At 70.8% G+C, this 26,595-nt stretch carries 18 protein-coding genes; 7 read left to right on the forward strand and 11 right to left on the reverse strand.

Translation table 11 applies throughout. From position 1 onward, the window contains the following. Positions 1-441: 441 nt before the first annotated feature. Entirely contained in the window at positions 442-942 is a 501-nt protein-coding gene (locus tag Aco04nite_RS15120) for an inorganic diphosphatase (RefSeq protein ID WP_203842840.1), read from the forward strand. Positions 943-1,638: 696 nt separating this feature from the next. Here the strand turns inward: Aco04nite_RS15120 and eccD are convergent. Further along, on the reverse strand, positions 1,639-3,078 hold the full coding sequence (gene eccD / locus Aco04nite_RS15125) for a type VII secretion integral membrane protein EccD (protein WP_212997862.1): 1,440 nt from the start codon (positions 3,076-3,078) through the stop codon (positions 1,639-1,641). Between the two features lie 170 nt (positions 3,079-3,248). Here eccD and eccCa point away from each other — a divergent pair, with 170 nt between their 5' ends. Next, the gene (gene eccCa, locus Aco04nite_RS15130; RefSeq protein WP_212997863.1) at positions 3,249-7,223 is read left to right on the forward strand and encodes a type VII secretion protein EccCa; all 3,975 of its coding nucleotides are present in this window, start codon (positions 3,249-3,251) and stop codon (positions 7,221-7,223) included. Between the two features lie 569 nt (positions 7,224-7,792). Then, the gene (mycP, locus tag Aco04nite_RS15135; RefSeq protein WP_212997949.1) at positions 7,793-8,986 is read left to right on the forward strand and encodes a type VII secretion-associated serine protease mycosin; all 1,194 of its coding nucleotides are present in this window, start codon (positions 7,793-7,795) and stop codon (positions 8,984-8,986) included. 623 nt (positions 8,987-9,609) lie between these two features. Here the strand turns inward: mycP and Aco04nite_RS15140 are convergent. The 5 genes from Aco04nite_RS15140 to Aco04nite_RS15160 all read right to left on the reverse strand — a co-directional run bounded on the left by Aco04nite_RS15140 (position 9,610) and on the right by Aco04nite_RS15160 (position 14,108). After that, positions 9,610-10,788 (reverse strand): MarP family serine protease, encoded by a 1,179-nt coding sequence (locus Aco04nite_RS15140; protein WP_212997864.1) that lies wholly within the window; start codon positions 10,786-10,788, stop codon positions 9,610-9,612. A gap of 22 nt (positions 10,789-10,810) precedes the next feature. After that, positions 10,811-11,515, reverse strand: coding sequence for an NUDIX hydrolase (locus tag Aco04nite_RS15145; RefSeq protein WP_212997865.1), 705 nt, complete (start codon positions 11,513-11,515; stop codon positions 10,811-10,813). Next, positions 11,512-11,916 carry a TlpA disulfide reductase family protein gene (locus Aco04nite_RS15150; RefSeq protein ID WP_244876007.1) on the reverse strand — a complete coding sequence of 135 codons (405 nt, stop codon included), beginning with the start codon at positions 11,914-11,916 and terminating at the stop codon, positions 11,512-11,514. Before Aco04nite_RS15150 ends, Aco04nite_RS15145 begins: the two co-directional genes overlap by 4 nt. 149 nt (positions 11,917-12,065) lie before the next feature. Then, positions 12,066-12,863, reverse strand: a complete 798-nt coding sequence (gene nth, locus Aco04nite_RS15155; protein ID WP_280519346.1) for an endonuclease III — start codon at positions 12,861-12,863, stop codon at positions 12,066-12,068. Between the two features lie 51 nt (positions 12,864-12,914). Continuing rightward, positions 12,915-14,108, reverse strand: coding sequence for a CapA family protein (locus Aco04nite_RS15160; protein WP_212997866.1), 1,194 nt, complete (start codon positions 14,106-14,108; stop codon positions 12,915-12,917). A 202-nt stretch (positions 14,109-14,310) separates the two neighbouring features. On the opposite strand from Aco04nite_RS15160, the gene Aco04nite_RS15165 reads away from it, so the two are divergent. The 3 genes from Aco04nite_RS15165 to Aco04nite_RS15175 all read left to right on the forward strand — a co-directional run bounded on the left by Aco04nite_RS15165 (position 14,311) and on the right by Aco04nite_RS15175 (position 18,720). Next, positions 14,311-14,988 carry a Crp/Fnr family transcriptional regulator gene (locus tag Aco04nite_RS15165; RefSeq protein WP_067509198.1) on the forward strand — a complete coding sequence of 226 codons (678 nt, stop codon included), beginning with the start codon at positions 14,311-14,313 and terminating at the stop codon, positions 14,986-14,988. A gap of 240 nt (positions 14,989-15,228) precedes the next feature. After that, positions 15,229-16,674: a carboxyl transferase domain-containing protein gene (locus Aco04nite_RS15170; protein WP_212997867.1), complete on the forward strand. Its 1,446-nt coding sequence runs from the start codon at positions 15,229-15,231 to the stop codon at positions 16,672-16,674. A 36-nt stretch (positions 16,675-16,710) separates the two neighbouring features. Beyond that, a complete protein-coding gene (locus Aco04nite_RS15175; RefSeq protein ID WP_212997868.1) occupies positions 16,711-18,720 on the forward strand; it encodes an ATP-binding protein in 2,010 nt (669 codons plus the stop codon). A 96-nt stretch (positions 18,721-18,816) separates the two neighbouring features. On the opposite strand, the gene Aco04nite_RS15180 is transcribed toward Aco04nite_RS15175, so the two are convergent. The 5 genes from Aco04nite_RS15180 to sp36 form a co-directional block, all read right to left on the reverse strand. Further along, a complete protein-coding gene (locus Aco04nite_RS15180; protein WP_244876008.1) occupies positions 18,817-20,256 on the reverse strand; it encodes a serine/threonine-protein kinase in 1,440 nt (479 codons plus the stop codon). 79 nt (positions 20,257-20,335) lie between these two features. Continuing rightward, positions 20,336-23,980: an adenylate/guanylate cyclase domain-containing protein gene (locus tag Aco04nite_RS15185; RefSeq protein WP_212997870.1), complete on the reverse strand. Its 3,645-nt coding sequence runs from the start codon at positions 23,978-23,980 to the stop codon at positions 20,336-20,338. Beyond that, positions 23,977-24,693, reverse strand: a complete 717-nt coding sequence (locus Aco04nite_RS15190) for an MBL fold metallo-hydrolase (protein ID WP_212997952.1) — start codon at positions 24,691-24,693, stop codon at positions 23,977-23,979. Before Aco04nite_RS15190 ends, Aco04nite_RS15185 begins: the two co-directional genes overlap by 4 nt. Before the next feature lie 186 nt (positions 24,694-24,879). Then, on the reverse strand, positions 24,880-25,365 hold the full coding sequence (locus Aco04nite_RS15195; RefSeq protein WP_212997871.1) for a RidA family protein: 486 nt from the start codon (positions 25,363-25,365) through the stop codon (positions 24,880-24,882). A gap of 64 nt (positions 25,366-25,429) precedes the next feature. After that, positions 25,430-25,585, reverse strand: coding sequence for a Sp36 family protein (gene sp36 / locus Aco04nite_RS15200; RefSeq protein ID WP_212997872.1), 156 nt, complete (start codon positions 25,583-25,585; stop codon positions 25,430-25,432). Between the two features lie 102 nt (positions 25,586-25,687). Here sp36 and Aco04nite_RS15205 point away from each other — a divergent pair, with 102 nt between their 5' ends. Next, on the forward strand, positions 25,688-26,572 hold the full coding sequence (locus Aco04nite_RS15205) for an Rv0361 family membrane protein (RefSeq protein WP_212997873.1): 885 nt from the start codon (positions 25,688-25,690) through the stop codon (positions 26,570-26,572). The last annotated feature ends 23 nt before the right edge of the window (positions 26,573-26,595 follow it).

Below are 26,595 nucleotides of genomic sequence, written 5' to 3' on the forward strand. Positions count from 1 at the left end.
GCGGGTGCGGCTGAGCTTGCGGGTGCGGCTGGACCGGCGACTGAGCAGACTGCTGCGCCGGATGCTGAAGCGGCGGAGACGTGGGGGACGAACCTGGTGGTGGGCTGTGCGGCTGAACCGGGGGTTGGGGGTGGTTGAGCGGAACCGAGGCTCGCCCATACGTGTTACCCGGCGGACGCTGGACAATTTGCTCATTACTGGGCAAATCGGATGGCACTACCGGAGAATTGCCGTTCTGCTGGTCCGACACGCCGTCATACTCGGGGGTGTTCTGTGAATCTTGCCTCCCCACGCGGCCCTCCTCAGTACGTAGCGGCAGACTTAGGGGAGACTACAAACATCCGGCACACCGGTGCGCACGGATCTGGCGGCTTGCGGGCTGCGTCCCCGCCGCCCGGAAACCAGCCGGTCCTCCGGGCCGGGCGAACAAGGGAGCGAACGATGGATTTCGACGTTACGGTTGAGATCCCCAAGGGCCACCGAAACAAGTACGAGGTCGACCACAAGACCGGTCGTATCAGGCTCGACAGGACGCTCTTCACCTCGACGCAGTATCCGGCCGACTACGGCTTCATCGAGGGCACCCTCGGGCAGGACGGCGACCCGCTCGACGCGCTGGTCCTGATCCAGGAGCCGACCTTCCCGGGCTGCCTGATCCGGGCCCGCGCCATCGGCATGTACCGCATGTCCGACGAGAAGGGCCGCGACGACAAGGTCCTGTGCGTGCCCTTCGAGGACCCGCGCCAGGAGCACCTGCGCGACATTCACCACGTGGCCGAGTTCGACCGCATGGAGATCCAGCACTTCTTCACGGTCTACAAGGACCTGGAGCCGGGCAAGTCCGTCGAGGGCGCGACCTGGACCGGCCGCATGGAGGCAGAGGAAGAGATCCGCGCCTCCTTCAAGCGCGCCGAGGCCGCCGAGCACGACGAGGCCCACTGAACCACCCGCACCACTGAGCCACCGGAGCCCGCAAGGGCCCGAAAGCACAAATGACGACGGCCGGGCCCCACGCCCGGCCGTCGTTGTTTACTGCCCGGAGCACAACCCGACCAACGCCCCAACCCCACCTCACCCCGAGCCACTCAGAGCCCGTCGAGGGCGGCCCAGGCAGAAAACAATTCGGCACAAAACCAAGATTCCAAACGGCCCACACGCCGCGGCCTGACACGAAGCGACCCCACACCAAACAACCCGGCACGAAACGACCGGCACAAGATCAGCGACACAAAGGCAGCCCGAACCGAAGCGACCCAGCCCGCGTCGGTCCAGCCCGCGTCGGTCCAGCCCGCGTCGGTCCAGCCCGCGTCGGTCCAGCCTGAGTAGGCCCAGCCCGAGTCGGCCCAGCCCGAAGCGACCCAGCCCCAGTCAGCCCCAGCTTGAGTCGCCCCCGGCCTGAGTCGGCCCCGGCCCCGCGCAGAACTCAGCCCCGGCCAAAGCAACCCGCCAAGCACCCGGTCAAAAAAGCCCGGCCAAAGAAGCCCAGGCCAAAGCAACTCGGCCGGACCGATCCGATCCGATCCCAAGGAATCCGGCTCGGCGCAGCCCGGCCCGAACCAGCCCGGCCTGGAGCAGCTCGGCCCGGAGCAGCCCGGCCGGAACCAATCCGGCCGAGAGCAACCCAGGCCCCGAAGCGGATCAGCCGAGTTTGATGTTGCTGACCAGGCTGTAGAGGCCGACCACCGCGCAGGCCACCGGGATGACCGCGATGACCGCGAGGCTGTCCAGGAGGTCGGTGACCCGGCCGAGGTACGGCGAAGGCGCGCGGCGGGTCCAGGTTGCACCCGCGGCGACCGTGGCCATGGCGAGGAGCAGGCCCGCCACGCTTAGGCCGATCAGCATGGTCGAGCCGGCGCCCCACAGCAGGTCCACGCCGAGGACGAACGCGCCGAACAGGCCGGCGGTGATCAGCGGGACCCGTTGGCGCAGCGTGACGAAGAGGCGGGAGCGGAGGAGGAAGGCGGCGACGGCCAGGCCCATCAGGATCTGGGCGGAGAGGCCTCCCGCTGCGGCCAGAACGACGAAGGCGCCCGCGGCGAGGACGGCGTGACCGGTGAGCATGCCGGTGAGGAGTTCTTCGGTGCGGCTGACGGCGGCGAAGACCCGGGCGCGGTCGGGGCGTTCGCGGGCGGCGTCCATTGTTGTGTTGCGGGCGCCGGTGAAGGTCTGTTCGGCTTCGCTGCCGGTGGGGAGGGTGACCGGCGGGGTGGGCATCTTGCCGAAGCGGATGGCGAGCAGGGGCAGGGCGCCGATGCCGCAGACCAGGATCGAGATGAGTACGGCGGCCGCGCCCGCCGCCGAGGTCAGGAACCCGACCAGGGCGGTCACCGCGCCGAGCAGTCCGACGGTGACGCCGGCCGCGAAGATCCGCAGTGAGGATGCCACTCCGACGCCGCCGAGCGCGGCGAGCAGAAGCAGTGCGACCGAGCCCGCGAGGAGTTCGGGGCCACCCAGCCAAGGCAGCAGCGAGAAGGCCCCGGCACGGTCGACGGTGCCCTCGGTGACCAGCACCGCTCCACCCGCGAAGGCGTACGGCAACGCGAGGCCACCCAGAGCAGCCCCGGCGCGCGCGTCACCGTACGCCCGGGAAGCAGTGATGCCTGAAAGCGAGAGCACCAGTCCCACGCCGAGCCCGACGAAGGCCGAGCCGTCCCAGGCCGGCCCCGTCACGAGGACGGCGAGCAGTCCCAGTGAGAGGAGCACAGCCGCACCGACGAGCGTGGCCGTGCGGGTCGACGCGGTTGACCACACCGTGCCGCGGCGGCGGGCGCCTTCGGCGATGGCTTCGACCACGTCGTCGTACTCGAGCTCGGGCCATTGGTCGCGGGCTGGGACGAGGTGAAGTACCTCACCATCGCGTACGCCCTGGGGAAACAGGCCCTGAGCAGTGGCAAGCGCCACACCGTCGGTGCGCCGGAGCACCCAGCCGCCGTGTTTTTCGCCGTCGTCGGCGAGTCCTTCGCCCGCGTGGCGCAGGACTTCGGGGAGCAATTCGGCCAGTGGCACGTGCTCAGGCAGCGCGACGTCGACCCTGCGCGAAGGCGCGCTGATCGTGACTCGAGCAAGACCTACGCTCATGGCCCAATTTCCCATCGATGAAGGCGAGGCTGCGGAACTCAGGGGACTTTACCTATCCTGGGCCCAGCATGGTGCCCGGTCACGGGCGCCGTGAACGGGGAGCCGCCATTCGGCCCGGGTGGATGATCCGCCCAAAAGCCGTGGTGGCTGACGAAAGGGATTGAAGCGGTATGAGCACGGTGGTGATCAAGCGGGCGGCACGACGCCCGGCTCCTGAGATCCCGACCGGCGAGCTCGCCGTCGATCCACCGCCCGAGATCCCTCAGGCGGTCGGCGGGCGCTGGCAGCAGGCCTTCATGGTCCTGCCGATGCTCGGCGGCTCCGTGGCGATGGCCATGATGATGGGCCAGGGCCGCGGCGGCGGGATGTCCTATGTGATCGGCGGCCTGTTCGGCGTCTCCTCGCTCGCGATGCTCGCGACCTCCTTCGGCGGCAACGGCACACCGAAGAAGGCCGAGATGATGGCCGCCCGCCGTGAATATCTGCGGCATCTGTCCGGCCTGCGCCGCCGTGTGCGTGACACGGCGAGCCGCCAGCGGACCGGCCTCTACTACCGGCATCCCGATCCCGGCCAGCTCTGGTCGACTGCGAGCAGCCACCGCGTCTGGGAGCGCCGCCCGACGGATCCCGACTTCGGCGTCGTACGCCTCGCCGTCGGTCCGCAGACGCTCGCCACCCCGCTGATCCCGCCGGTCACCCGCCCGCTGGAGGATCTCGAGCCGATGACCGCGGGTGCGCTGCGCCGGTTCCTCGACGCGTACTCCGTGGTCCCCGACCTGCCCGTGGCCGTCTCCCTGCGGGGCTTCGCGCGGGTCTTCCTGCGCGGCAACGGCGGTGGCGGCGAGGCTGACGCCCGCGCCCTGACCAGGGCGATCCTCACCCAGCTCGCCGTCTTCCACGCCCCCGACGACCTGCTCATCGCGGTGTGCGCCGGCCCCGAGCGCCGCGCCATGTGGGAGTGGGTCAAGTGGCTGCCGCACAACCTGCACCCGGCCCGGATCGACCGGCTCGGCCAGGTCCGCCTGGTCGCCAGCGCCGGCCCCGACCTGGAGAAGCTGCTCGAGGACGTCATCGGTAACCGGCCGCGGTTCAACCCCGCCGGCATCAGTGGGTCCAGCCCGCACGTCGTGATCGTGCTCGACGGCGCCGACCTGAAGGGCGCCACCCAGCTCGACGACGGCATCGACGGCGTCACCGTGCTCGACCTCGACGAGATTCCGCCGCGGATGCTCGACCGGTCCCTGCTGGTGCTCGAGGTGCGGGGCGCGGGCAACAACCGTGAGCTCCACACGTACGCGATGGATCATGCCTCTGAAGTGGGTATGCCCGACCGGCTGAGCGAGGAGGAGGCCGAGGCCGTCGCGCGCCGGCTCTCCCCGCTGCGGCTGGGTGCCATGTCCAAGTCGACCGACACCCCGCTGGCCACCGAGATGGGCCTCGCCGAGCTGCTCAACATCGGTGACCCCGAGTCGTTCAGCGTGGCCCAGGCGTGGCTGCCGCGGCCCAACCGCGACAAGCTGCGGGTGCCGATCGGCCTCGGCGCCGACGGCTCCGCCATCGAGCTCGACCTCAAGGAATCGGCCCAGGACGGCATGGGTCCGCACGGCCTGCTGATCGGTGCGACCGGTTCCGGAAAATCCGAATTGCTCCGTACGCTCGTGCTGGCCCTCGCCGCCACCCACTCGTCCGAGGTGCTGAACTTCGTCCTCGTCGACTTCAAGGGTGGCGCGACGTTCTCCTCGCTCGACCGGCTGCCGCACACCGCCGCGGTCATCACCAACCTCGCCGACGAGCTTCCCCTGGTCGACCGCATGGTCGACGCCATCGACGGCGAGCTGATCCGGCGCCAGGAGCTGCTGCGCAAGGCCGGCAACTACGCGAGCCTCCGCGACTACGAGAAGGCACGCGCGGGTGGTGCCGCCCTGCCGCCGCTGCCGTCGCTGCTCGTGATCTGTGACGAGTTCTCCGAGCTGCTGTCGGCGAAACCGGACTTCATCGACCTCTTCGTCCAGATCGGACGGCTGGGGCGCTCGCTCGGCGTGCACCTGCTGCTGGCCAGCCAGCGTCTCGAGGAGGGCCGCCTGCGCGGCCTCGACACCCACCTGTCGTACCGGATCGGTCTGCGGACGTTCTCGGCACTGGAATCCCGCGCGGTGCTGGGTGTGCCGGACGCCTACGAGCTGCCCCGCTCCCCCGGTCACGGCTACCTGAAGTTCGGCACCGAGCCCCTGATCCGCTTCAAGGCCGCGTACGTCTCGGGAACCTTCCGCAAGGCCGGTAGCCGGGGTCCCGGCGCGTCCCGCGACGGTGCGGCGCCGCAGGTTTTGTCCTACTCGACCCACTACGTCGCGGCGCCGAAACCGGTGAAGCCGGCCAAGCCGACGCCCGAGGACGAGCAGGCCGGCGAGAGCGTGCTCGACGTGATGGTCGACCGGCTCAACGGCCAGGGCCCGCCGGCGCACCAGGTGTGGCTCCCGCCGCTGACCAAGTCGGCGGCTCTCGACGAGCTGCTCGGCCCGGTCACCGTGGACGCCGCCCGCGGTCTGGCCTTTGCCAACCCGGAGCTGCACGGCGCCCTGCAGGTGCCGATCGCGCTCATCGACAAGCCCCGCGAGCAGATCCGTGACGTGATGTGGCTGCAGCTCGCCAGCGGCGCGGGTCACGTCGCCATCGTCGGCGGCGCGCAGTCCGGCAAGTCCAGCGCGTTGCGCGTTCTGATCCTCGGCCTGGCACTCACCCACACCCCGGCCGAGGTGCAGGTCTACTGCCTCGACTTCGGCGGCGGCTCGCTCGGCATGCTGCGCGACCTCCCGCACGTCGGTGGCGTCTCGCAGCGCCTCGACTCGGTGGGTGTGCGGCGTACCGTCGGCGAGGTCTCCACCCTGCTCTCCCAGCGTGAACGCCGCTTCGGTGAGCTCGGCATCGACTCGATGGGCTCCTACCGCAAGCGCCGCGCCGCACAGGCGGGCCTCAACAACGGCGCCGACACCGACCCGTTCGGCGACGTGTTCCTGGTCATCGACGGCTGGACCACCCTGCGCAAGGACTACGACGAGCTGGAAAGCGTCATCACCGACATCGCGACCCGGGGCCTGTCCTACGGCATCCACGTCGTGACCAGCGCACCCCGCTGGATGGATTACCGCCCGGCGATCCGCGACCTCTTCGGCTCGCGGGTGGAGCTACGCCTCGGTGACCCCACCGACTCGTCGATCAACCGGCGCGCGGCCATCAACGTGCCCGAGAAGCCCGGCCGCGGCATCATCGAACACCCCAACGACAAGAACAAAGCCCTGCACTTCCTCACCGTACGGCCGGAGCTCGCCAACGCCGAGTCTGCGGAGCTCGTCAAGATGATCGCGACGAACTGGTCCGGCCCCGTCGCCCCGCGCGTGCGTCTGCTGCCCGACTCGTTCCCCTACGCGAACATCGATCTCAACGCGAGCACCGGTCTGCGCCTGCCGATCGGCATCGCCGAGGCCGACCTGCAGCCGGTCACGATCGACTTCGCGAGCGACCCGCACTTCCTGCTGTTCGGCGACGCCGAGTGCGGCAAGTCGTCGTTCCTGCGGGCCCTGGCGACCTCCATCACCACCCGGTTCCAGCCGACCGAGGCCCGGATCATCCTGGTCGACTACCGGCGCAGCCTGATGGACCTGCCGGAGACCGAACACCGCATCGGGTACGGCATCCAGGCGCAGAAGGCCCTCGAGCTCATGCAGTCCGTGGCCGGTTACATGGAACGCCGCCTGCCCGGCCCCGACGTGACCGCCCAGCAGTTGCGCGACCGGTCCTGGTGGAACGGCCCGGAGCTGTTCGTACTCGTCGACGACTACGACCTCATCGCGTCGGGCCCGACGAACCCGCTGCAGCCGATCCTGGAATACCTGCCGCAGGCCCGCGACGTCGGCCTGCACCTGGTCGTCACCCGCCGCGCCGGCGGTGCCAGCCGAGCCATGTACGACCCGGTGATCCAGCGCCTGCGCGAGCTCTCCTCACCCGGCCTCGTGATGTCCGGCCCGCCCGACGAGGGCATGCTCATCGGCCAGGCCCGCCCGACCCCGATGCCGCCGGGCCGTGGCCGTCTGGTGACCCGCCGTGAAGGATTGCGCCTGATCCAGCTGTCGCACCTCCCGCCCTTCTGACCCGTTCACCAGGACGAACGCACCAAGGGTGCGATAGTCGTCCACATACAAGGGCACCCACGTGCAGATTCGGAGTAATCTCCCACCATCGACCGCCCATGATGAGAATGGCAACGCCGACCAGTGAGAGCTGTGAGCGAAGCACCGCAGGCGTCCCGCCCCCCGCGGCGGGCCACTTCCACGCGACCCCATGCCTGTCGGCCCGCCGCCCTCCGAGCGGCACGGCCCGCGGCCATGGCGTGCCAGGCGCCGCTTGACCCGGCCCAGGGCGGCCGTGGTCGCGGTGGCGTAGGCACTGGTTCTCCGCGACAGACCCGGCACGGCGGTGCGCGTTGGTAGGCCACATCCCGTCCCGCCTCGCAGCCGCAACCTCAGCCGCCTGCCTCTGCGCCGCCCTCACCACAGCCCCAGCCCTGGCCGCCCCCGCAACGGCCGGCCCGGCCCTGGTCGGCTCAGCAACAGCCCTGGCCCGCCCAGCAACTTCTCTTGGCGGCTCAGCAACGGGTCTGGGCGGCTCGGCAACTTCTCTTGGCGGCTCAGCAACGGGTCTGGGCGGCTCGGCGGCGGCGATGGGTGGTTCGGCGGCGGGGCTTGGGGGCACGGCGGTGGCGGCGCCGGTGATCGGTGACTCCGTGCGGGCCGAGCAGTGGCATCTCAAGACGCTGAACGTCGCCGGTGCCTGGACCTACTCGATGGGCGAGGGCGTCACTGTGGCCGTCATCGACTCCGGGGTCGACGCCGACCACGTCGATCTGCAGGGTCAGGTGCTCAAGGGCCTCGACCTGGTCGACCCGGAAGGCGACGGCGACACCGATCTCGTCGGCCACGGCACGACGGTGTCGGCCATCATCGCGGGCCGCTCCGACGACAACGCCGGCGTGGTGGGCATCGCGCCCAAAGCGAAGATCCTCCCCGTCCGGGTCCTGGACCGCGAGAACCGCTACGACGACGCGATGATCGTGGCGAAGGCAGTCCGCTGGGCGGTCGACAACGGTGCCCGGGTCATCAATCTCTCGCTGGGCGGCAACGGCAGCAGCGCGGCCCTGGCAGCGGCGCTCGACTACGCGTTCGCCAAGGACGTGGTCGTGGTGGCGTGCACGGGCAACGCAAGCACCTCGACATCGACCGGCGTCTGGTATCCGGCCCGCGAGCCCGGCGTGATCGCGGTGGCGGGCATGGAGAAGGACGGGACCGACCTCTGGTCCGGCTCGATCACCGGCAAGGAAACCGTGGTGACCGCCCCCGCGACCCAGCTCGTCGGCGCCCGCCCGGACGGCTACTGGCGGGTCCAGGGCACCAGCTTCGCCGCCCCGATGGTGTCGGCCACCGCCGCCCTGATCCGTTCCCGCTGGCCCACGATGCCGGCCGGTGAAGTGGTCAACCGCATCCTCAGGACAGCCAAGGACCGCGGCGTCCCCGGCCGCGACGACGAGTACGGCTACGGCATGGTCGACCCGACCGGCGCCCTGACCGCCGAGCTCCCCACCGTCGTCCAGAACCCCCTAGACACCACGGCGTCGCCCGGTGTGGCCCGGATCGGAAGCGCCCCGGCATCCGGCGGCCAGGCCCAGTCAGCCCCGGACACCACCGGCAAGGGAACGGTCGGCGCCCTCGTCCCCGGCACCAACGCGGGCAGCGCCATCCCCGGCGGCCAGGCCGAAGCCCCGGCAGAAACCCACACCTGGTGGCCCGCCGCAGCCCTGTTCCTGCTCTCCACCCTGGCAGCGTTACTAACGGTCCGCCGCTTCGCCGGCGCCACCTAGCCCCCGCCCAAGGTCCGAGCAGACCACCGCGGTCGCGAAGGGTCCGAGCAGACCACCGCGGTCGCGAAGGGTCCCAGCAGACCACCGCGGTCGCGAAGGGTCCCAGCAGACCACCCCGGTCGCGGAAGGTCCCAGCGGACCACCTCAGTCGTGAAGCGGTAACCGTTGTTCCCACCACGGCGAGCCGGCCGGTTGGTGTGGATCCCTTGCGCGTGTGCCGGCGGAAGTCGTCGTCGAGCGGGCCGATCAGGTTCAGCAGGCGCCGAGCGGTGGGCGCGGTAATCCGGTCAAGGGCCTCCTGCAGAACAGCCCGCGGATGACGGCCGCAGCAGGCGCACGGCAGAAACACCCGCGTCCGGGGCCGTTCGACGATCTGCCGCCAGGCCTTCAGCGCCTCGCCGACGGCGCCGGGCCAGAGGCCGTCCCGGGCCCAGTCCTGAGCCGTTCTCCATTCGATGCCGCTGATCTCGTGCTGGCTGTGTTTGTCGAGTCCCGGCACGTGGGGCACGTCATGCCACAACGTTTTGGGCAAAGAGGTCTGCCGAAGGATGCTTGGCCGCTTCCGCGGCATGGTGCCTTCTTCTAAGTGCAGGGGAGCGGTCAGGCCCAGTGCAGGGGAGCGGTCAGGCGCATTCGCCGGTCTTGACGCCCCGGGTGCGCTGGATGCCGAGGGTAGCCGTTCCGGCGGCTTCGGCTGCGGTGAGTGCGAAGCCGACGTTCCGGTCGTCGGCCGCGGCGGCGAAGATGACGCCGAGGACGTCGCCGTTGGGGGCGATCAGGGGGCCGCCGGAGTTGCCGCTCTGGACCAGGGCCCGGATCGTGTAGATCTCGCGGGTGACCTTGCCGGCGTCGTAGATGTCGGGGCCGGTGATTTTGCTGACGTCGCGGACCCGGGCACCCTGGGCGTTGTAGGGGCCGTCGAGGGGGAAGCCGAGGACGATGGCGTTGGCTCCGGTGGCGGCTGGCTTCTTGACGAACGGCATGATCGGAGCCTTGAGACCGGGGACGTAGATGACGGCGAGGTCGCGCTCCGGGTCGTACACGACGACTTTGCCCTCGAGTTTGTCGTTCTGGGTCTCGATCTGGACGTCGCGGGTGCCGGCGACGACGTGGGCGTTGGTCATGATGCGTTCGTCGGCGTAGACGAAGCCGGAGCCCTCGATGCGGCGGGAGCAGCTCGGGGCCGTGCCCAGCACCTTGATGACGGATTTGCGGGAGTTGACGACCACCTGGGATTTGGCGAGGGCCGGGTCGGGTGCCGCCACTTCGCGGGCGTCGGTGCGGGTGAGGCCGCCGAAGACGTCGGGGAAGCCGTTGGTGTTGAGGGATTCGCGCAGGCTGGAGGAGAGCGCCTGGGCCTCGGCCGGCATGAGCGAGTTGATGCCGTTGAGGACCGAGCTGCTGCGCACCTGGCGGTTGATGTCGGGGAACGGCGTGGAGCCGAGCGGGACCGCGATCAGCCAGGCGACCAGGAGCACCGCCACCACCGAGACCAGCGCACCGCCCGCGTCGTCGAGGCGTTGCAAGGGGCGGCTCTCGATGGCGCGACGGACCTTGGTGCCGAGCCAGCCGGCGAGGGTCTGGCCGAGCACCGCCAGCGCGAAGATGGACACCAGGGCCACGATCAGGCGGGTGGTGCTGCTCGCGAACTGGTTGGCGATGAGCGGGCCGATCTGCAGGCCGATGAGCAGGCCGCTGAAGAATCCACCGAAGGACAGTGCGCCGATGACGAAACCCTGCCGGTAGCCGCTGATCGCGAAGACCACCATGAGCAGGATCAGGATTCCATCGACCACAAGCACTCGCTCAGGATAGAAGTGACGGTCACGAGACCACCTCGTCGGAGGCGGTCGGTGCCGCAGTGGCCGGGTCGGAACCCCGTGGGGGCAGGATATCGAGCCCCTCCAAACCCAGGACGCGACCGGGATCCCAGGGCACGCTCCAGCCGGCCATGTCGAGCAGCGTCGAGATGACTCCGGCGGTGAAACCCCAGACGAGCATGCCCTGGACCTGGAACGCGTCGCCGACCCAGCCGCTCGGATGGCGTACCCGTAGGCGGTTGGCAGGATCGACAAGCTCGGCGATGGGCAGCCGGGCGACCCTCGCGACCTCCGCGGGCTGGCAGGGCCAGACCGGGTGCGGGGCGTGCCACCAGGCCAGGACGGGGGTGACCACGAACCGGCTGACCGGGATGTAGAGCTCCGGCAGCGTGGTGAGGACCGTCGCCGTCGCCGGGTCGAGACCGACCTCTTCCTGAGCTTCACGCAGTGCGGTCGCTGCCGGGTCACGGTCTTCCGGATCGGCCGCCCCACCGGGAAAAGCGGGCTGACCGGCATGGGTACGCATGGTCGCGGCCCGCTGCAGGATCAGCAGGTCCGGCTCTCCGGGTCTTTCCTCCCCCATCAGTACGAGGACAGCGCTCGCCCGTCCCCCACTGCTCGGTGGCCGGATGGGCGTGAAGTCCTCGCTACGTGCCGTGCTGACCCGGGTGAGCAGCGGCTCCCACCAACCCGGCAGGCCGGCGGTCATCCGGTCACCGTCACACCGGTGTGGGTGCGCACGAGCGTCCCGAGGGTGGGTTTGTCCAGCGCCGTGCCCGTGTAGACGAAGCGTTTCCCGTCCGCGTCGAGGAACACCGTCACGGGCAGCGCCGTCTTTCCGAGGCCCAGCAGCAGTTTCCGGTCGCGGTCGTAGAGGGTGGGGAACGTGACGCCGAAGTCCGTGGCGAACGACGCGGCGGCGTCCCGGGAGTCGAACGTGTCGACGCCGAGCACCTGGAGCCTGCCCGTGGTCGCGTCGGCGAGCGCCTGCATCACGGGCAGCTCATCCCGGCACGGGTCGCAGGAGGAGCTCCACAGGTTGATGACCGCGGGCCCACGCAGATCGCCGGTCCGCACCTCGGCGCCACCGGTGAAGCAGGGCAGGGTCAACGCCGGCAGGTCGGGCGCGGGGCCGGACCCGCCAGTGAAAGAACATCCGGCAAACGGGGACGAAGCGGTCGGGGTCGGCGTCACCGCGGTAGCCGTGCAGGCGGAGAGCAGCAACACCATCGGCGCGCCCGACCACCGGAAGCCTCGGATCACGGAACGTCCGGGGTCGCGATCGCCGCGGCGGGCACGAGGTCGGGGTCGAGGCCCACCTGGATGGCCAGCTCGCGGGCGCGGGGACCCTTCAGGAGCTTCGCGGCAGGGGCGGCCTCGGTCGGGCCGAGGCCGTACGACGGGCACATGGTGGCCAGGCTGCAGGCGCCGCACGCGGGCTTCTTGGCGTGGCAGACCCGACGGCCGTGGAAGATGATCCGGTGCGAGAACATGGTCCAGTCGCGCTTCTCGATGAGCTCGGCGACCAGGAACTCGATCTTCACGGGGTCTTCCTCGTGCACCCAGCCGAAGCGGTTGACCAGCCGGCGGAAGTGCGTGTCGACGGTGATGCCCGGGACGTCGAACGCGTTGCCCAGGATCACGTTGGCAGTCTTGCGCCCGATGCCCGGGAGCGCGACCAGCTCGTCGAGCGTGTGCGGCAGGACGCCTTCGTGCCGCTCCTCCAGGGCCTGACCCAGCTTGATCAGCGAGTCGGTCTTGGCACGGAAGAAGCCGGTCGGCCGGAGGATCGCCTCCATCTCCATCCGGTCGGCCGCCGCGTAGTCAGCCGCGCTGAGGTAACGCTTGAAGACGATCGGCGTGACCTCGTTGACCTTCTTGTCGGTGCACTGCGCCGACAGAATGGTCGCGACGGCCAGCTGCAGCGGGGTCTCGAAGTCGAGCTCGCAGTGCGCGTCGGGATGCGTCTCGGCGAGCACCCGGGCCATCTTGCGGGCCCGGCGCTTGCGGCCGATCGGGGTCTCCCCGGCGAACCGCTTCGCTGACCGGGCCAGCACGGCGGAAACGGGCAGGGTTGCGGGACGACTCACGCGGCCAAGAGTACGTCGTCACGCCGGCGGTTCGATCGATCCGTCCTTACCGATCACCGCGGCGGTGTCCCCGAAGTCGGCGGTGGAGAGCTCCCGGACGCGCGCCAGGCCCCGCTCGTTCTCGCTGTCCCGGGTCGGCGTGCCGACGGAGTTCAGCGCCGTGGAGAGGAATTTGCCGCCCTTGAACGTGCCGTCCTTGGTGATGGTCACGTGCAGGATGCCGCCGTAGCCGAGAACCCCGGTGCGACTGAGCGTCTTACCGCCGCCGGCGAAGTTGCCGAGGCTGTACGCGATCAGCTTCCCCTTGTAGAACTCCATACCCCGCAGCACGTGCGGCCCGTGCCCGACGACCACATCGGCACCGGCGTCGATCACCGTGCGGGCGAACTTCTTGGGGTCACCGCGGTTCTCGCCGAAGAACAGCTCGCTGCCGGACTTCACGTGCCCCTTGTCGGAGCCCTCGGCGCCCATGTGCACCTGGACGACGACGAGGTCCGCCTGACCCTTGGCCTCCTCGATCACGGCCTTGGCTGCGGCGTAGTCGTTCACGTTGTTCGCTGTGGCGTACGGCGAGAAGCCCACCACCGCGACCTTCACGCCCTTGACCTCGGCCACCGTGATCTCGCCCTTGGCACCGGTGTGCTTGAGCCCGGCGCCGTCCAGCGCCTTGACGGTGTTGGCGTAGCCCTGCGGCCCGAAGTCGCTGGAGTGGTTGTTGGCGGTGTTGAGCAACTCGAAGCCGGCGTCCTTGAGGTGCTCGGCATAGGCCGGGGGCGACCGGAAGGCGAAGCAGTTGGCGCGCGCCGGGGAACCGCACTTGGATGTTCCGGTGTCGGTCGTCAGCGGCTGCTCGAGGTTGCCCATGACCAGGTCGGACTTGAGCCCCTCCCGCACCGAGTCGAAGAAGTCGTCGCCGTCGTTCGCGGGCAGCTTGTTCGGCGCGCTGCCCATGATGATGTCCCCGGTAGCGGAGAAGGTAATTGCATCATCACTCTCAGTAGCCGATTCGGTCGTCGGCTTGACGGCTCCTGACGCCTTGGAGGACGTCGCCGCGGGGGCCGGCTTCCATGTCGCGGCGGACGGGTCGTCGTCGCGATCAGCCAGCGCCATGCCACCGAGACCGGCACCGACCAGTGCGGCCAGAACGATGGTAATTGTCAGAATTGGGCGTCCGAAGAGGGCCCGACGGTGCTGCGGGGGGTGGGCATTCATCGATCGGGACGATACCGTCGGGCAGCAAGCTCGACGACCGTCGAATGACTGACTTTCGCTCACCGAGAGCGACAGTTTTCGGCCACCGATGGGCGTAATAGTTACGCTGCGAGATCCAGATCGAGGGGTGCCCGCCCGTTTGCGGCCCGCGTACGCCTAGACTGATGTTGCGCGGCTGAAGCGCGTAGTCGGAGGTACAGCGATGGATGAGGTACTGGCTCGCAGCGGGATCTTCCAGGGCGTTGACCCGGAGGCTGCCGAGGCGCTCGCCAAGGAGATGGAGACGATCGAGTTCCGAAAGGGCGACATCGTCTTCAATGAGGGCGAGGCGGGCGACAGCCTTTACATCGTTCTCTCCGGAAAGATCAAGCTTGGCCGCCGCGCCGCGGACGGCCGGCAGAACCTTGTCTCGATCATGGGCCCGTCGGACATGCTCGGCGAGTTGGCTCTGTTCGACCCGGGCCCGCGGACGGCCACGGCCACCGCGGTGACCGACACGCGGCTCGCGCGGCTGAAGAAGTCGTCGCTGCGCCCGTGGCTGAACAACCGGCCGGAGATCGCGGAGCAACTGCTGCGCGTGCTCGCTCGCAGGCTGCGCCGGACGAACGACGCGCTCGCGGACCTGATCTTCACCGACGTCCCCGGTCGGGTGGCGAAGAACCTGCTGCAGATGGCGGGCCGCTTCGGCACTCGTGACGGTGGCGTGCTGCGCGTGACGCACGACCTCACGCAGGAGGAGCTGGCGCAACTCGTCGGCGCTTCCCGCGAGACGGTCAACAAGGCGCTCGCGGACTTCGCGTCTCGGGCCTGGCTGCGTCTCGACGGCAAGAGCGTGATCATCCTCGACCCCGAGCGTCTGGCCCGCCGAGCTCGAGTCTGAGCACAGCGGATACCCGCAAAAAAGAGAATAAGAACACCCGCGAAGGGCCGTCCACACGGACGGCCCTTTAGCGTGCCCGAATAACGGACAAATGCATGATCCGGGTACGAAGCCCGCCCGCAAAGATCCGTGTCGCACCCGGTTCGCCGTTCGTTACGGAGGTGGTCGAGAGGCACTACACGGGCGGAAGGGCGCGGTCTTGAACGAGGTGGCGGGCGTGCAGCACAGCGGGGTGACGACATGACCGTGCTGGACACCGCGATCGACCCGCGTACGCCCTCGTACCTGGCGAACCGCAGCGCGATGCTGGAGCGGCTCGCGGAACTCGAGGCGGCTCTGGAGGCGGCGCGGGCCGGTGGCGGCGAGAAGTGGGTCACCCGGCACCACGCGCGCGGCAAACTGTTGCCGCGGGAACGGGTCGAGATGCTGCTCGATCAGGACAGTCCGTTCCTGGAGCTGTCCCCCGTCGCGGCGTGGGGCTCGGAGTTCCCGATCGGTGCCAGTGTGGTCACGGGCATCGGCGTGGTCGAGGGCGTGGAGTGTGTCGTGGTCGCCAACGACCCGACCGTCGACGGTGGCGCCGTCAACCCGTACACCGTGGAGAAGATCCGGCGGGCGGCCCGGATCGCCGCGGTCAACCGGCTGCCCCTGGTGAACCTGGTGGAGTCCACCGGCGCGGCGGCACCGGCCGGGCCACCGCCGGGTGGCGCGATCGCACGGGACCTGAGTCAGCTCACCGCCGACCGGGTGCCGACCGTCTGCGTCGTCTTCGGCGCGACGACCGGGGACGCGGCCTACCTACCGGCGCTCTCCGACTACACGATCATGGTGCGCGGGCACGCCAAGATGCTCACCATCCACCCGCAGCCGGTCCGGGCGTCCGGCGCGAACGGCCGGCCCGCCCCCGAGGTACGCAGCGCGCCCACGGTTCCCGCCGGGGTAACCGGCCCCGCCGACCAGCTGGCCGAGGACGAGCGTGACGGGCTGCGCCTGGCCCGGCAGTGCGTACGCCGCTTCAACTGGCGCAAACGCGGCCCGTTCCCCCGCTCGTTCCCCCCGGCACCGCCCCGGCACGACGCCGAGGACCTGCTGACGATGGCCGGCACCGGCCCGGGATCGCTGTTCGAGCCGCGCGAGGTGCTCGCGCGGATCCTCGACGGCAGCGACTTCGACGAGTTCAAGCCCGCCCAGGGCACCGCGCTGGTGACCGGCTGGGGCGAGCTGCACGGCTACCCGATCGGTGTGCTGGCCAACCTGGGCGGCGCGTTCTCCCCGGCGGAGACGCAGAAGGCCGTCCACTTCATCCAGCTCGCCAACGCGACGTCGACCACGCTGCTGTTCGTGCAGTACACCGGGGCGCCCACGGCCGAACAGCACGAGGCGGCCGACGTACGCCACGGCGCCCCGCTCGTGCACGCCGTCGCCAAGTCCACCGTCCCGCACCTGACGCTGATGATCGGCGCGACCCCGGGCGAGGAGGCGGGCGGCATCTACGGGCGCGCGTACGAGCCCCGGTTCCTCTTCAGCTGGCCGGCGGAGCGCGCCTCGGACGCCCCGCTCGGCAAGCTCCCGGACGACGGCATCATCGACCCACGCGACACCCGTACGGTCCTCGGCCTCTGCCTGTCCGCGGTTCACAGCGCGGCCGTGGAAGGCGCCGAACACGTCGGCGTCTTCCGCCCCTGACGGCCTGAAAAGTTTCCGGAAAGGTAGAGCAGAGCAGTGATCCGACGTCTTCTGGTGGCCGACCGTGGGGAGATCGCCCGCCGGGTCTTCGCCACGTGCCGCCTCGTCGGCATCGAGACGGTCGCCGTCTACTCCGATGCCGATGCAGATGCCCCCCACGTCACGGAGGCGGACTACGCGGTCCGGCTCAGCGGTGGCTCCGCACCGGCCAACACCTACCTCCGTGGCGACCTGATCCTCGCCGCGGCCAAACGTGCTGGCGCGAACGCCATCCATCCCGGCAACGGGCCGCTCTCCGAGGATCCCGAGTTCGCCGCCGAGGTGGCCGCCGCGGGGATGATCTGGGTCGGTGCGCCGGCCAAGACCCTGGGCACGTTGCACAGCAAGGTTCACACCAAGGCGATCGTCGCCGAGGCGGGCGTACCCGTGCTGGCCACCGCGACCGACCCCACCGAGGTCACCCACTTCCCGGTGCTGATCAAACCGGCCGGCGGCTCCGGCGGGCAGGGCATGCGGGTCGTCCGCGACCCGGTCACGCTCGCCGAGGCCGTCGCCTCGACCCGGCAGGAGACCGGCGACGACGTCTTCTGCGAGCCCTACCTGGAGAACGTGCGGCACATCGAGGTGCCGATCATCGCCGACACCCACGGCGCGGTCGTGCCGTTCGGTGAGCGCGAGTGCTCGGTCCAGCGCCGCTATCAGAAGATCATCGAGGAGACCCCCTCTCCGGCCGTCGACCCCGCTCTGCGTGAGCAGCTCTGCCGCGCCGCGATTCTCGCGGTACGAGCAGTGGGGTACGTCGGCGTCGGCGCCGTCGAGTTCCTGCTGGACAACAACGGCGACTTCTGGTTCATCGAGCTGACCCCGAGCCTGCAGGTCGAACACGCGGTGACCGAGTGCGTCTCCGGGTACGACCTCGTCCGGCTCCAACTGCTCGTCTCCGAGGGCGGGACGCTGCCGATGCCCGGCCCGCCGCCGATCCGCGGGCACGCCATCGAGGTGCGGATCTGCGCGGAGGATCCGGCGTACGCGTGGCTGCCCGCCTCCGGCACCCTGCACCGCTTCAAGGTCCCCGACGTGGCCGGCTCGTTCCGCCCCCTGCCCCAGCCCGGCCTGCGCCTGGACTCGGGCGTGGTCGACGGCTCGGTGGTCGGGGCACACCACGACTCGATGCTGGCCAAGCTCGTCGCGTGGGCGCCGACGCGGCAGGAGGCGGCACGGATGCTCGCCTCCGCACTGACGCGCACCGAGCTGCACGGGGTCGTCGCGAACCGTGACCTGCTCGTCCGGGTCCTGCGGCACGGGGCTTTCCGCGCCGGGGACGTCGACACCGGCTTCCTGGACCGGCACCCCGAGGTGTTCGCGCCGCTGCTGTCCTCCGTGGACGCCGTCCGCATCTCCTGCCTCGCCGCTGCCCTCGCCGGCGCCGCTGCCCGCCGCGCGAGCGCCCCGGTGCTGCGGTCGCTGCCGTCGGGCTGGCGCAACGTACCTTCCGGATCGCAGACCGCCGTGTACGACGGCCCGGCCGGCCCGGTCGAGGTCGGCTATCGGATGAACCGGCACGGCGAGCTGTCGGGCTGGTGGGTCCGCGCGGTCGACCCGGAGGAGCTCGACCTGGCCGGGCTGGGTCAGGCACCCACGCTGGACGACCATCCGCCGACGGTGGTCGTGCACGCCGACGGCAGCCGGGTGGATCTGGACGTCAACGGCATCCGGCTCACGCTGAAGGTGCACCGGGTCGGCGAGGTGTCGTACGTGGACAGCCCCGAGGGCTCGGTGGCGCTGCGGGAGCTGTCCCGTTTCCCCCTGCCCGCGCCGGAGGCCGCCGAGGGCTCACTGATCGCGCCGCTGCCGGGTGCCGTGCGCCGCGTGCTGGTCGTGCCGGGTCAGCGGGTACGCGCCGGCGAGCTGCTGCTCACCCTCGAGGCGATGAAGCTGGAGCACCCGGTCCACGCGCCGTCCGCGGGCGTGGTCGCCTCCCTGCCGGTGCACCCGGGAGCCGAGGTCGACACCGGCGAGCTGCTGGCGGTGCTCGACCCCGAATAGGCGGGGGCCGATCCCGAAGCGGCGGGCCGATTTCGACGCGGCGCGAGACCCCGAACAGGCGGGGCCGATTCCGAAGCGGCGCGAGACCGCGATCAGTCAGCCTGCCAGCACCGCACCACTGAGGCCGTCCTGACCGGCGAGGCAGCGGAACGTGCGGTTTCCGGTGGTCGGCGGGAGCACCGACAGTGCCCACGCGGCGCTGTCGGTGCGGGCGGTTGTCCGCGTGAACATCGCCGGGCTGCAGACGCGCTGCACCCGGGGGTCACTCGTCACCGCCGCCCGGTCAGCCGGGTCGAGACCCGCGGGCAACGAGCCGACCGCGAAGACCTCCCAGCTGTGCTCCCCGGCGCACGCGATCCTGTGAGCGGCCCCACCCTGCGGCGTGTAGCACTCCACCTGGCTCGGGCAGTGCGCCTCAGCATCACCACATCCCGGCAAAAGGGACGCGCTCGGCGATGCTTTCACCCGGGCCGCCAGCGTCCGCACATTCGGCGCCTGGTCCTTGGCGAGCAGGACGCCGCCGGCGGCGATGGCGAGCATCAGAAAGACGCTGAAGCCACCGAAGAGCCACTTCCGCTTGCCACGTTTCTGATCCCCGGTGTGCACGGTCGGCGTCTCGTCCGCGGTGTCCCTGGTCGGGGTCACCGGCGGGATCGGGCGCGGCTGTGGAGAAGGCGTAGGCGGCGTGGACACCGGCCGCGGCGCGGGTGGCACGAAGGTCGCCGCGCGGTAGACGGCCGGTGCCGTGCCCGCCGGCGGGTCGATGCGCAGGTCGGCGAGCAGGTCGTGCAGCTGTTCCGCGTTGGGCCGGGCGCGCGGCTCGTTGTGCATGCCGTAGCGCAGCACCTCGATGAGCGCCCGCGGGATGTCCGGCAGATCCGGGATGGGCCGGTTGAACAGGTCCATCAGCGTGATCAGGCTCGGGCTGCGGTCGCTCTCCCAGCGCGGCGGCCGGCCCGCCATCACCGCGTAGAGGGTGGCGCAGAGCGCGTAGACGTCGACGGCCCCGGACGGGTCGGCGTGCGAGAACATCTCCGGCGGTGCGTACGCCGGGGTCAGCACCTCGAGCGTCACCGAGGAATCACGCATCTCGCCCAGCACCGCGAGCCCGAAGTCGGCCAGCACCGCCGGGTTGAAGTGCGAATACAGGATGTTGGCCGGCTTGACGTCGCGGTGCAGCACCCCGTTGGCGTGCGAGTGCACCAGCGCGTCCGCGATCTTCACGCCCAGGTCGCGGGTCTCGGCGGCGTTCAGCGGGGAGACCCGCATCCGGTCCAGGTACGACCCGTCGCACAGCTCCATGATGAGGTACGGGTGCTGGTCGACGGTCACGCCGACGTCGAACAGGTCGACGACGTGCGGGTGCGACGACATGCGCCCGGCGGCCTTCGCCTCCCGCAGGAAGCGCGCCTGATCACGCGGGCTGTCCAGGGTCCTGTTCTCGACCTTGATCGCCACGTCACGGCCGACGGAGTCCTGCGTGGCCCGGTAGACGGTGGCGTAACCACCCCGGGCCATGACGGACAAGCCGGACATGCCTGGCACGTAGGGCACGGGCAGTCGGTTCGGCGGGGTATCCGTCACGGGTTAGAAAATACGCGACCGGCGGACCAGATCATCCCGGCACGTCAGACGCGTACGCGACAGATTCCGGACGTTCCACGATGGAGAGAGCCAGAGCGTCCCTGACCTCCTCCGCGGCGACCCGTTCGCTGGACTGTTCCGTGGAGTACGCGAGCAGCACAGCCTCCTCGGCCGAATCCCTCGCCGCTGCCATGTCACCGGCTGCCGCATCAACCCTGGCCTGCACCAACGCGGCGACCACCGAGCTACGGACGTCCTCCGCCTTGACCTCTCGCGCCCGCCTGATCCAGGTTCCGGCGGTCTCCGCCTGGCCGTCGGCGAGCAGCGCCGAGGCGTACGACGCGAGCGCCTGCCGCCGCGAGAAAAGCAGCGACGCGCCGGTGTCACTGGCGATCGGGGCGAGCAGCCCGACCGCCGTGGCCGGATCCCCGGCCCTCAGCCGCGCCTCGGCGAGCAGCACCCGCGGTCCGACCTGTGCCGGTGCGAGCGGATTGTGCGGTTCGACCGCCGTCATCACCCGGCGCGCGTCGGCCTCGGCAGCATCCACCTCACCGCGTTGCAGCGCCACGAACCCGCGCAACGTGCCGGCCATGCCGAGCAGCAACGGGTGACCCGTGCGGTCCGCGTAGTCGAGCGCGTCGGTGAGCAGATCGTGCGAGTGGTCGTATTCGCCCAGGCTGCGGGCGATGCCACCACGCACGACCAGCGCGAGTCCACGGCCCCAGTCGTCGGCGACCGCGTCGAAGTCCCGGAACGCCCGGCGTGCCTCGCGATCAGCCTCGGCCAGATCGCCCAGCTCAGCGGACGCGTACGCCTCGACGGCCCGCAGCGTGCCCACCGCCCAGCCCTCGCCGACCCGGTCGCCGAACGGCAGGAAGATCCTGGCCAGCCGGCGCGACTCGTGCAGCCGCCCGGCGAGCAGCCGCGCGAACGCCGTGGTCCCGCGCAGCCAGGAACGGCCGACCGGGTCACCCAGCTCGGCGAACAGTCGTGCGGCCCGCCCGAGCACGGCGTCCGTACCCGCGAAGTCACCGCGGGTGGTGGTCACCCACGCGAGGTTCTGCAGTGCCCAGGCCTGGCCGTGCCGGTCGCCCGCGGAGAGCGTGACCTGGTAGGCCGCCGCGAACCGGCTGCTGGCCTGGCTGAGCTTGCCGGAGAGGAAGTCGGCCATGCCCAGCCGGCGCATCGCGTTGGCGCGCTCGGGGGCCAGCTCGGCGTCGGTGGCGACCTCCAGGGCTTCCTGCCAGGCGGCGACGGCCCTGGTCTGCTCGCCCAGCGCCTCCTGCGCCCGGCCGACGACCAGCAGCGCCTCGGCACGGCACACGGGCTCGTCGGTGGAGCTGCGGGCGATCTTCTCGCCGAAGGCCAGCGCCTCGTTCGCCCGGCCCAGCCGGAGCAGGGCCCGGGCGTGCACCAGCTGGTCGGGCAGGGCCAGGCCGTCCTTGGCGATGCTGGCGGCCCGTTCGGCGTACGCGATGGAAGCGGCCGGTTCGATGTTGGCCAGCGCCCGCCGCGCCATCCGGCCGAGCGCGTCGACACCGAGCGGCGCGACCTCGCGGGCAGTGGCATCGGGGCGCAGCCGGACCGCATCGGCCAGCTCGACCGCGCACTCGGCGTGGGAGGCGACGAACGCGTCCCGCTCGTTCTCGCCGAGGCTCAGTCGCGAGGCGCCGTCATAGCCGAGCGCGGTGACGGTCTCGGGGGCGGCCCAGCGTGCCAGGTAGGCGTGCCGGTCGGCCAGGTCGGCCTTGCCGATGCCCGCATACGCCGCCTCGCGCATGAGCGGGGTGCTGAACGCGTAGCCGCCCCGGACCCGGTGCAGCATGCGGCGTTGCAGCAGCTCGTCGACGGCTCGTTCCAGCTCGACGGCGGCGACCGCGCCGGGCCGGGCGTCACCGGGAGCCCGCCGCTCGCGCAGTGCCTCGATCACGCCGGTCGGCACGGTATCGCCGACGACCGCGGCGTCGCGCAGCACCGAGCGGGGCTCGCCCGGCAGCGCGTCGATGCGGGCGGCGAGGACCGCGGCCAGGTCGCGGGAGAGCAGCTGACTGCCCATGGAACCGTCGGCGAGCTGCCATCTGCCGGCGGCGTTGGCGCCGACGGCGGGCATCAGCGCGCCACGCTCCATCAGCAGCGTGACCAGCTCGGCGAGGTAGAACGGGTTGCCCTGCGCGGTGGCGAGCAACCGGTCCGCGTCGGACTGCGGAAGCTTTCCCCCGTTGAGGTACGACGTGAGCAACCGCGACGCGTCGGCACCCCGCAGCGGGGGCAGCGTGTGGATCTCGGCGTCGGCGAGCCGGGTCAGCGCCCCCGCCGTGCGCACCAGCTCGGGGCGCCCGAGCAGCAGCAGGACCACCGGACCGTCGAGGCGGGAGAGCACACCGCCGAGCGCGTCGATCGTCTCGGAGCTCGCGTCGTGCAGGTCGTCGACGATGACGACCAGCGGTGCCTCCTTCGCCAGCGCGCTGAGCAGTCCGGCGACGGCCGCGGGGATGGTCTCGGTCTCGGGCAGCGTCCCGCCGGTCGGCTGCCACTCGGCGACCGCGTTGGGGCCGACCGGATTGGCCGGTGCCTCGCCATAACCGAGCAGCGCGAGCAGCCGGTCCAGGTCGACGTCGGGGGTCTCCCCGTCGCGGACCAGCCGGGAGACGACCTTGCGCAGCCGCTCCTCGACCACCGAACGGGTCATCGTGGCGGCGACGTCCTTGGGCAGACCGGCGGCCTTGCGGACCAGGTCGGCCAGGGGCGCGAAGCGGCGGCGCTCGCCGAACGCGCGGCAGCGGGCCCGCAGCACCCGCGCGCCGGTGTGGCTGGCGAACCGGCCCGGGCCCACGTCGTATCCGGACGCGAGCCGCTTGACCTCGCCCGCGAACCGGGTCTTGCCGATACCGGCCTCCGCGGTCATGACCATGACGCGCGGGGAACCGGAGTCGATCACCTCGGCGAGCCGGCCCGCGACGCGGCCCAGCTCGGTCTCGCGGCCCACGAAGGGCGCCTCGTCACCGAGGCCCGATCGGGTGCCGGGGGCGTCGTGCAGGCCGAGCAGCTCGTACGCCGGAACGGGCTCGCGCTTCCCCTTGAGCCGCAGCGCCCGCAACTGTCGCCAGCTCGCGATGTGCCGCGTGCCGGCCGACGTGCGGGTGCCCGCGTAGACAGCACCGACCGCGGCGGCGTCGGCCAGCCGGGCGGCGGTGTTCACGGTGTCGCCGATGACGGTGTATTCGATCGAGGCCTGGATGCCCGCGACCACCTCGCCGGTGTTCAGCCCGACGCGCAGGCCCAGCGGCGCGCCGCCGCCACGCTCGTCGTCGAGGACCCGGCGGACTGCACGCTGCATGCTCAGCGCGGCCCGGACGGCACGCTCGGCGTCGTCCTCGTGCGCGACGGGCGCCCCGAAGACGGCCATGATCCCGTCACCGGTGAGCTTGTCGACGTGGCCGCCGAACGTCTTGACCGCGCCGGCCAGGGCGGCGAGCACCCGGTCGGTGACCGCGCCGACCCGCTCGGGGTCGAGGTCCTCGGACCAGGATGTGAAATCGGAGAGGTCGCCGAAGAGCACGGTGACGATGCGCCGCTCCGCCGCCGGGAGTGTTGCCGCAGCGGGCAGCGCCGCACCACAGTTGTGGCAGAAACGGGCACCGGGAACGGCGACGGTTCCGCACACTGGACAGGTCACAGCGGGTCCAACTGTTCCGGGGCCGCCTGTGATTCCCGCCTCAGGTATTCAAGTTGCGCGCGGGCCGACCATTCTGCCGCGAAGCGGACACTTGGGTCCACGTCCGGGTAGACCACGTCGACGATCGCCTCGGGCGTGTCGGCGCCGGCCGCCATCGCGGCCCGGACCTGCGTGAGCCGCTCCTCACGGTGGGTCAGATAAGCCGCTGCCAGCTCACCGCAGTCGCTGCGCACCGGGCCGTGCCCGGGCAACATCAGAGTTTGGTACGCCCGGAGCGCCCCGAGACTCGCCAGGTAGTCCCCGAGATCCCCGTCGGGCCACGCGACAACCGTGGTACCCCGGCCGAGGATCGTGTCACCGGTGAAGATCGCGGGAGTCTGCCCGTCGGTGACGGAGAAGCACACGGAATCCGCGGTGTGTCCCGGCGTCGGAATCACCTCGACGTCGAGCCCCGCCATCCGCGCCCGCTCCGGCAGCGGATCGCCGTGCTTCGGATCGGCGGCCAGGATCGGCACGCCACCCAGCATCCGGGACAGCGTCTCGGCTCCCTCGACGTGATCGTGGTGGCCGTGCGTGATCAGGATCGCGGCGAACGGCTGGTGCTCGGCGATCGAGGCGAGGTGGCCGGCGTCGTCCGGGCCCGGATCGATCACCACGGCCTCGGGCGCGCCGGGCGCGCGCAGCACCCACGTATTGGTGCCGTCCAGCGTCATCGGCCCCGCGTTGGGCGCACGCAGCAGCGTGAGCCACCCCGGCAACTGCTCGACCGGCACCGTTTCCACCTGCGACGACACAGACGCCACCCCCCAGCGAATGGTACGTCGCCGAACGCCCCGGAGCCGAGCACGTATTGTGCGACCCGGTCACCCACGGTCACGTCCGGCGACCAAACCCACAGGTCAGGCGATCTCTGCGATGACCTCGACCTCGACGGGGGCGCCGAGCGGCAGCTCCGCGACGCCGACCGCACTGCGCGCGTGCCGGCCCTGCTCGCCCAGGACGTCACCGAAGAGCTGCGAAGCACCGTTGATCACGGCGGGCTGACCGGTGAAACCCTCGGCGGAGGCGACGAAGCCGGTGACCTTGACGATCTTCACGACCCGGCCGAGCCCGACCAGCGCGTCGATCGCGGCGAGCGCGTTCAGCGCGCAGTTGCGGGCCAGCTCGGTGCCCTGCTCGACGGTGACGTCGGCGCCGACCTTGCCCGTGTAGGGCAGCTTTCCGTCGACCATCGGCAGCTGCCCGGAGACGTAGACGTAGTTCCCGGACTGCACAGCCGGAACGTACGCCGCGAGCGGCGGGACCACGCTCGGCAGCTTCAGACCCATCTCGGCGAGCTTCGCGTAGACCTCCGCGCCACCCTCACCCGTCAACGGCGTCGTCATGACTGAGCCGCCTTGGTCATGCTCTCCTGGCCCTTCGCTCGTCCCTCGCTACCGGTGCAGTCGATCATGACTTGGTCCGCTTCATGTAAGCCACCAGCTGGTCCGGGTTCGGGCCCGGCACAACCTGCACGAGCTCCCAGCCGTCCTCGCCCCAGTTGTCGAGGATCTGCTTGGTCGCGTGGACCAGCAAGGGCACCGTCACGTATTCCCACTTCTGCATTGCGCCAGCCTAGTCAGGCAGCCGGAGCTGCCTCGCGGGCATCCGGATTCCATTACGCTCATGGCGGGGAGGTGCGGCCCCCGGGCCTCATCAGGGAGCACGATGACGCAACCGTCGCCAGGCGGGCCCGCGCAGACGACCGCGGGTCTGCCCGAGTGGCCGCCCATGGGCGCATACCCGGGCGAAACCCCCCATCAGACCCCCACGGTCTACCCCGCCGACTATCCGACGGAGGAGTTCGAGCCGCTCATTCCCTGGGCGGCCCAGCACTCGGCCGACGAGCCGGGCGAGGACGAGGACGAGGTCGGCTGGCATCAGAGGCTGTCCGCGGAGCCGTTCCGCGCCAAGCACGAGAAGCCGGGTGAGTGGCACACCCATGCGCCGGACCATCTCGCCTTCGAGCATTCCCCGCCGGCCGAGGTGCAGCCCGGGGTGCAGCACGACGAGCCCGACGAGGCCATCCCGCTCAGCATGCTGCCGCATCCCTGGGAGGTGCCGTTCGATCCGCACGCGACCGAGACGGCGTACGACGACGAGCGGCCGCGGCGACGTACCGGGCGCTGGATCGTTCTCGCTCTTGTCCTGGTCCTTCTGCTTTTCGCCGGCGGGACGGTCTCGGCCTATCTGCTGCTGCGCGACGCGGACAGCGGCAAGGGCGCGCCCGATCCGGCCACCGCGGTCGACCGCTTCATGACCGCGATCTACACCCAGCAGAACGCGACCGCCGCGGAGAACCTCGTCTGCCGCGAGGCGCGTGATGCCGCCGAGCTGCAGACCAGGGTCAACCAGATCAGGGCGTACGCGACGGAGTACCAGGCGCCATCCTTCAGCTGGGAGAACCCGTCGGTGTCCGGCCTGAGCACCGAGCGGGCCACGGTCGGCGTCCAGCTGACGATGACCACCGACGACGAGAAGAGCGCCGAGCAGCGGCTCACGTTCACCGTCATCCGTAAGACCGGCTGGCTCGTCTGCGACGTCAGCGGCTGACCGGTCTGGTCGTACTCTCGATC

The organism is Winogradskya consettensis (assembly GCF_018332715.1).
GTDB lineage: Bacteria > Actinomycetota > Actinomycetes > Mycobacteriales > Micromonosporaceae > Actinoplanes > Actinoplanes consettensis.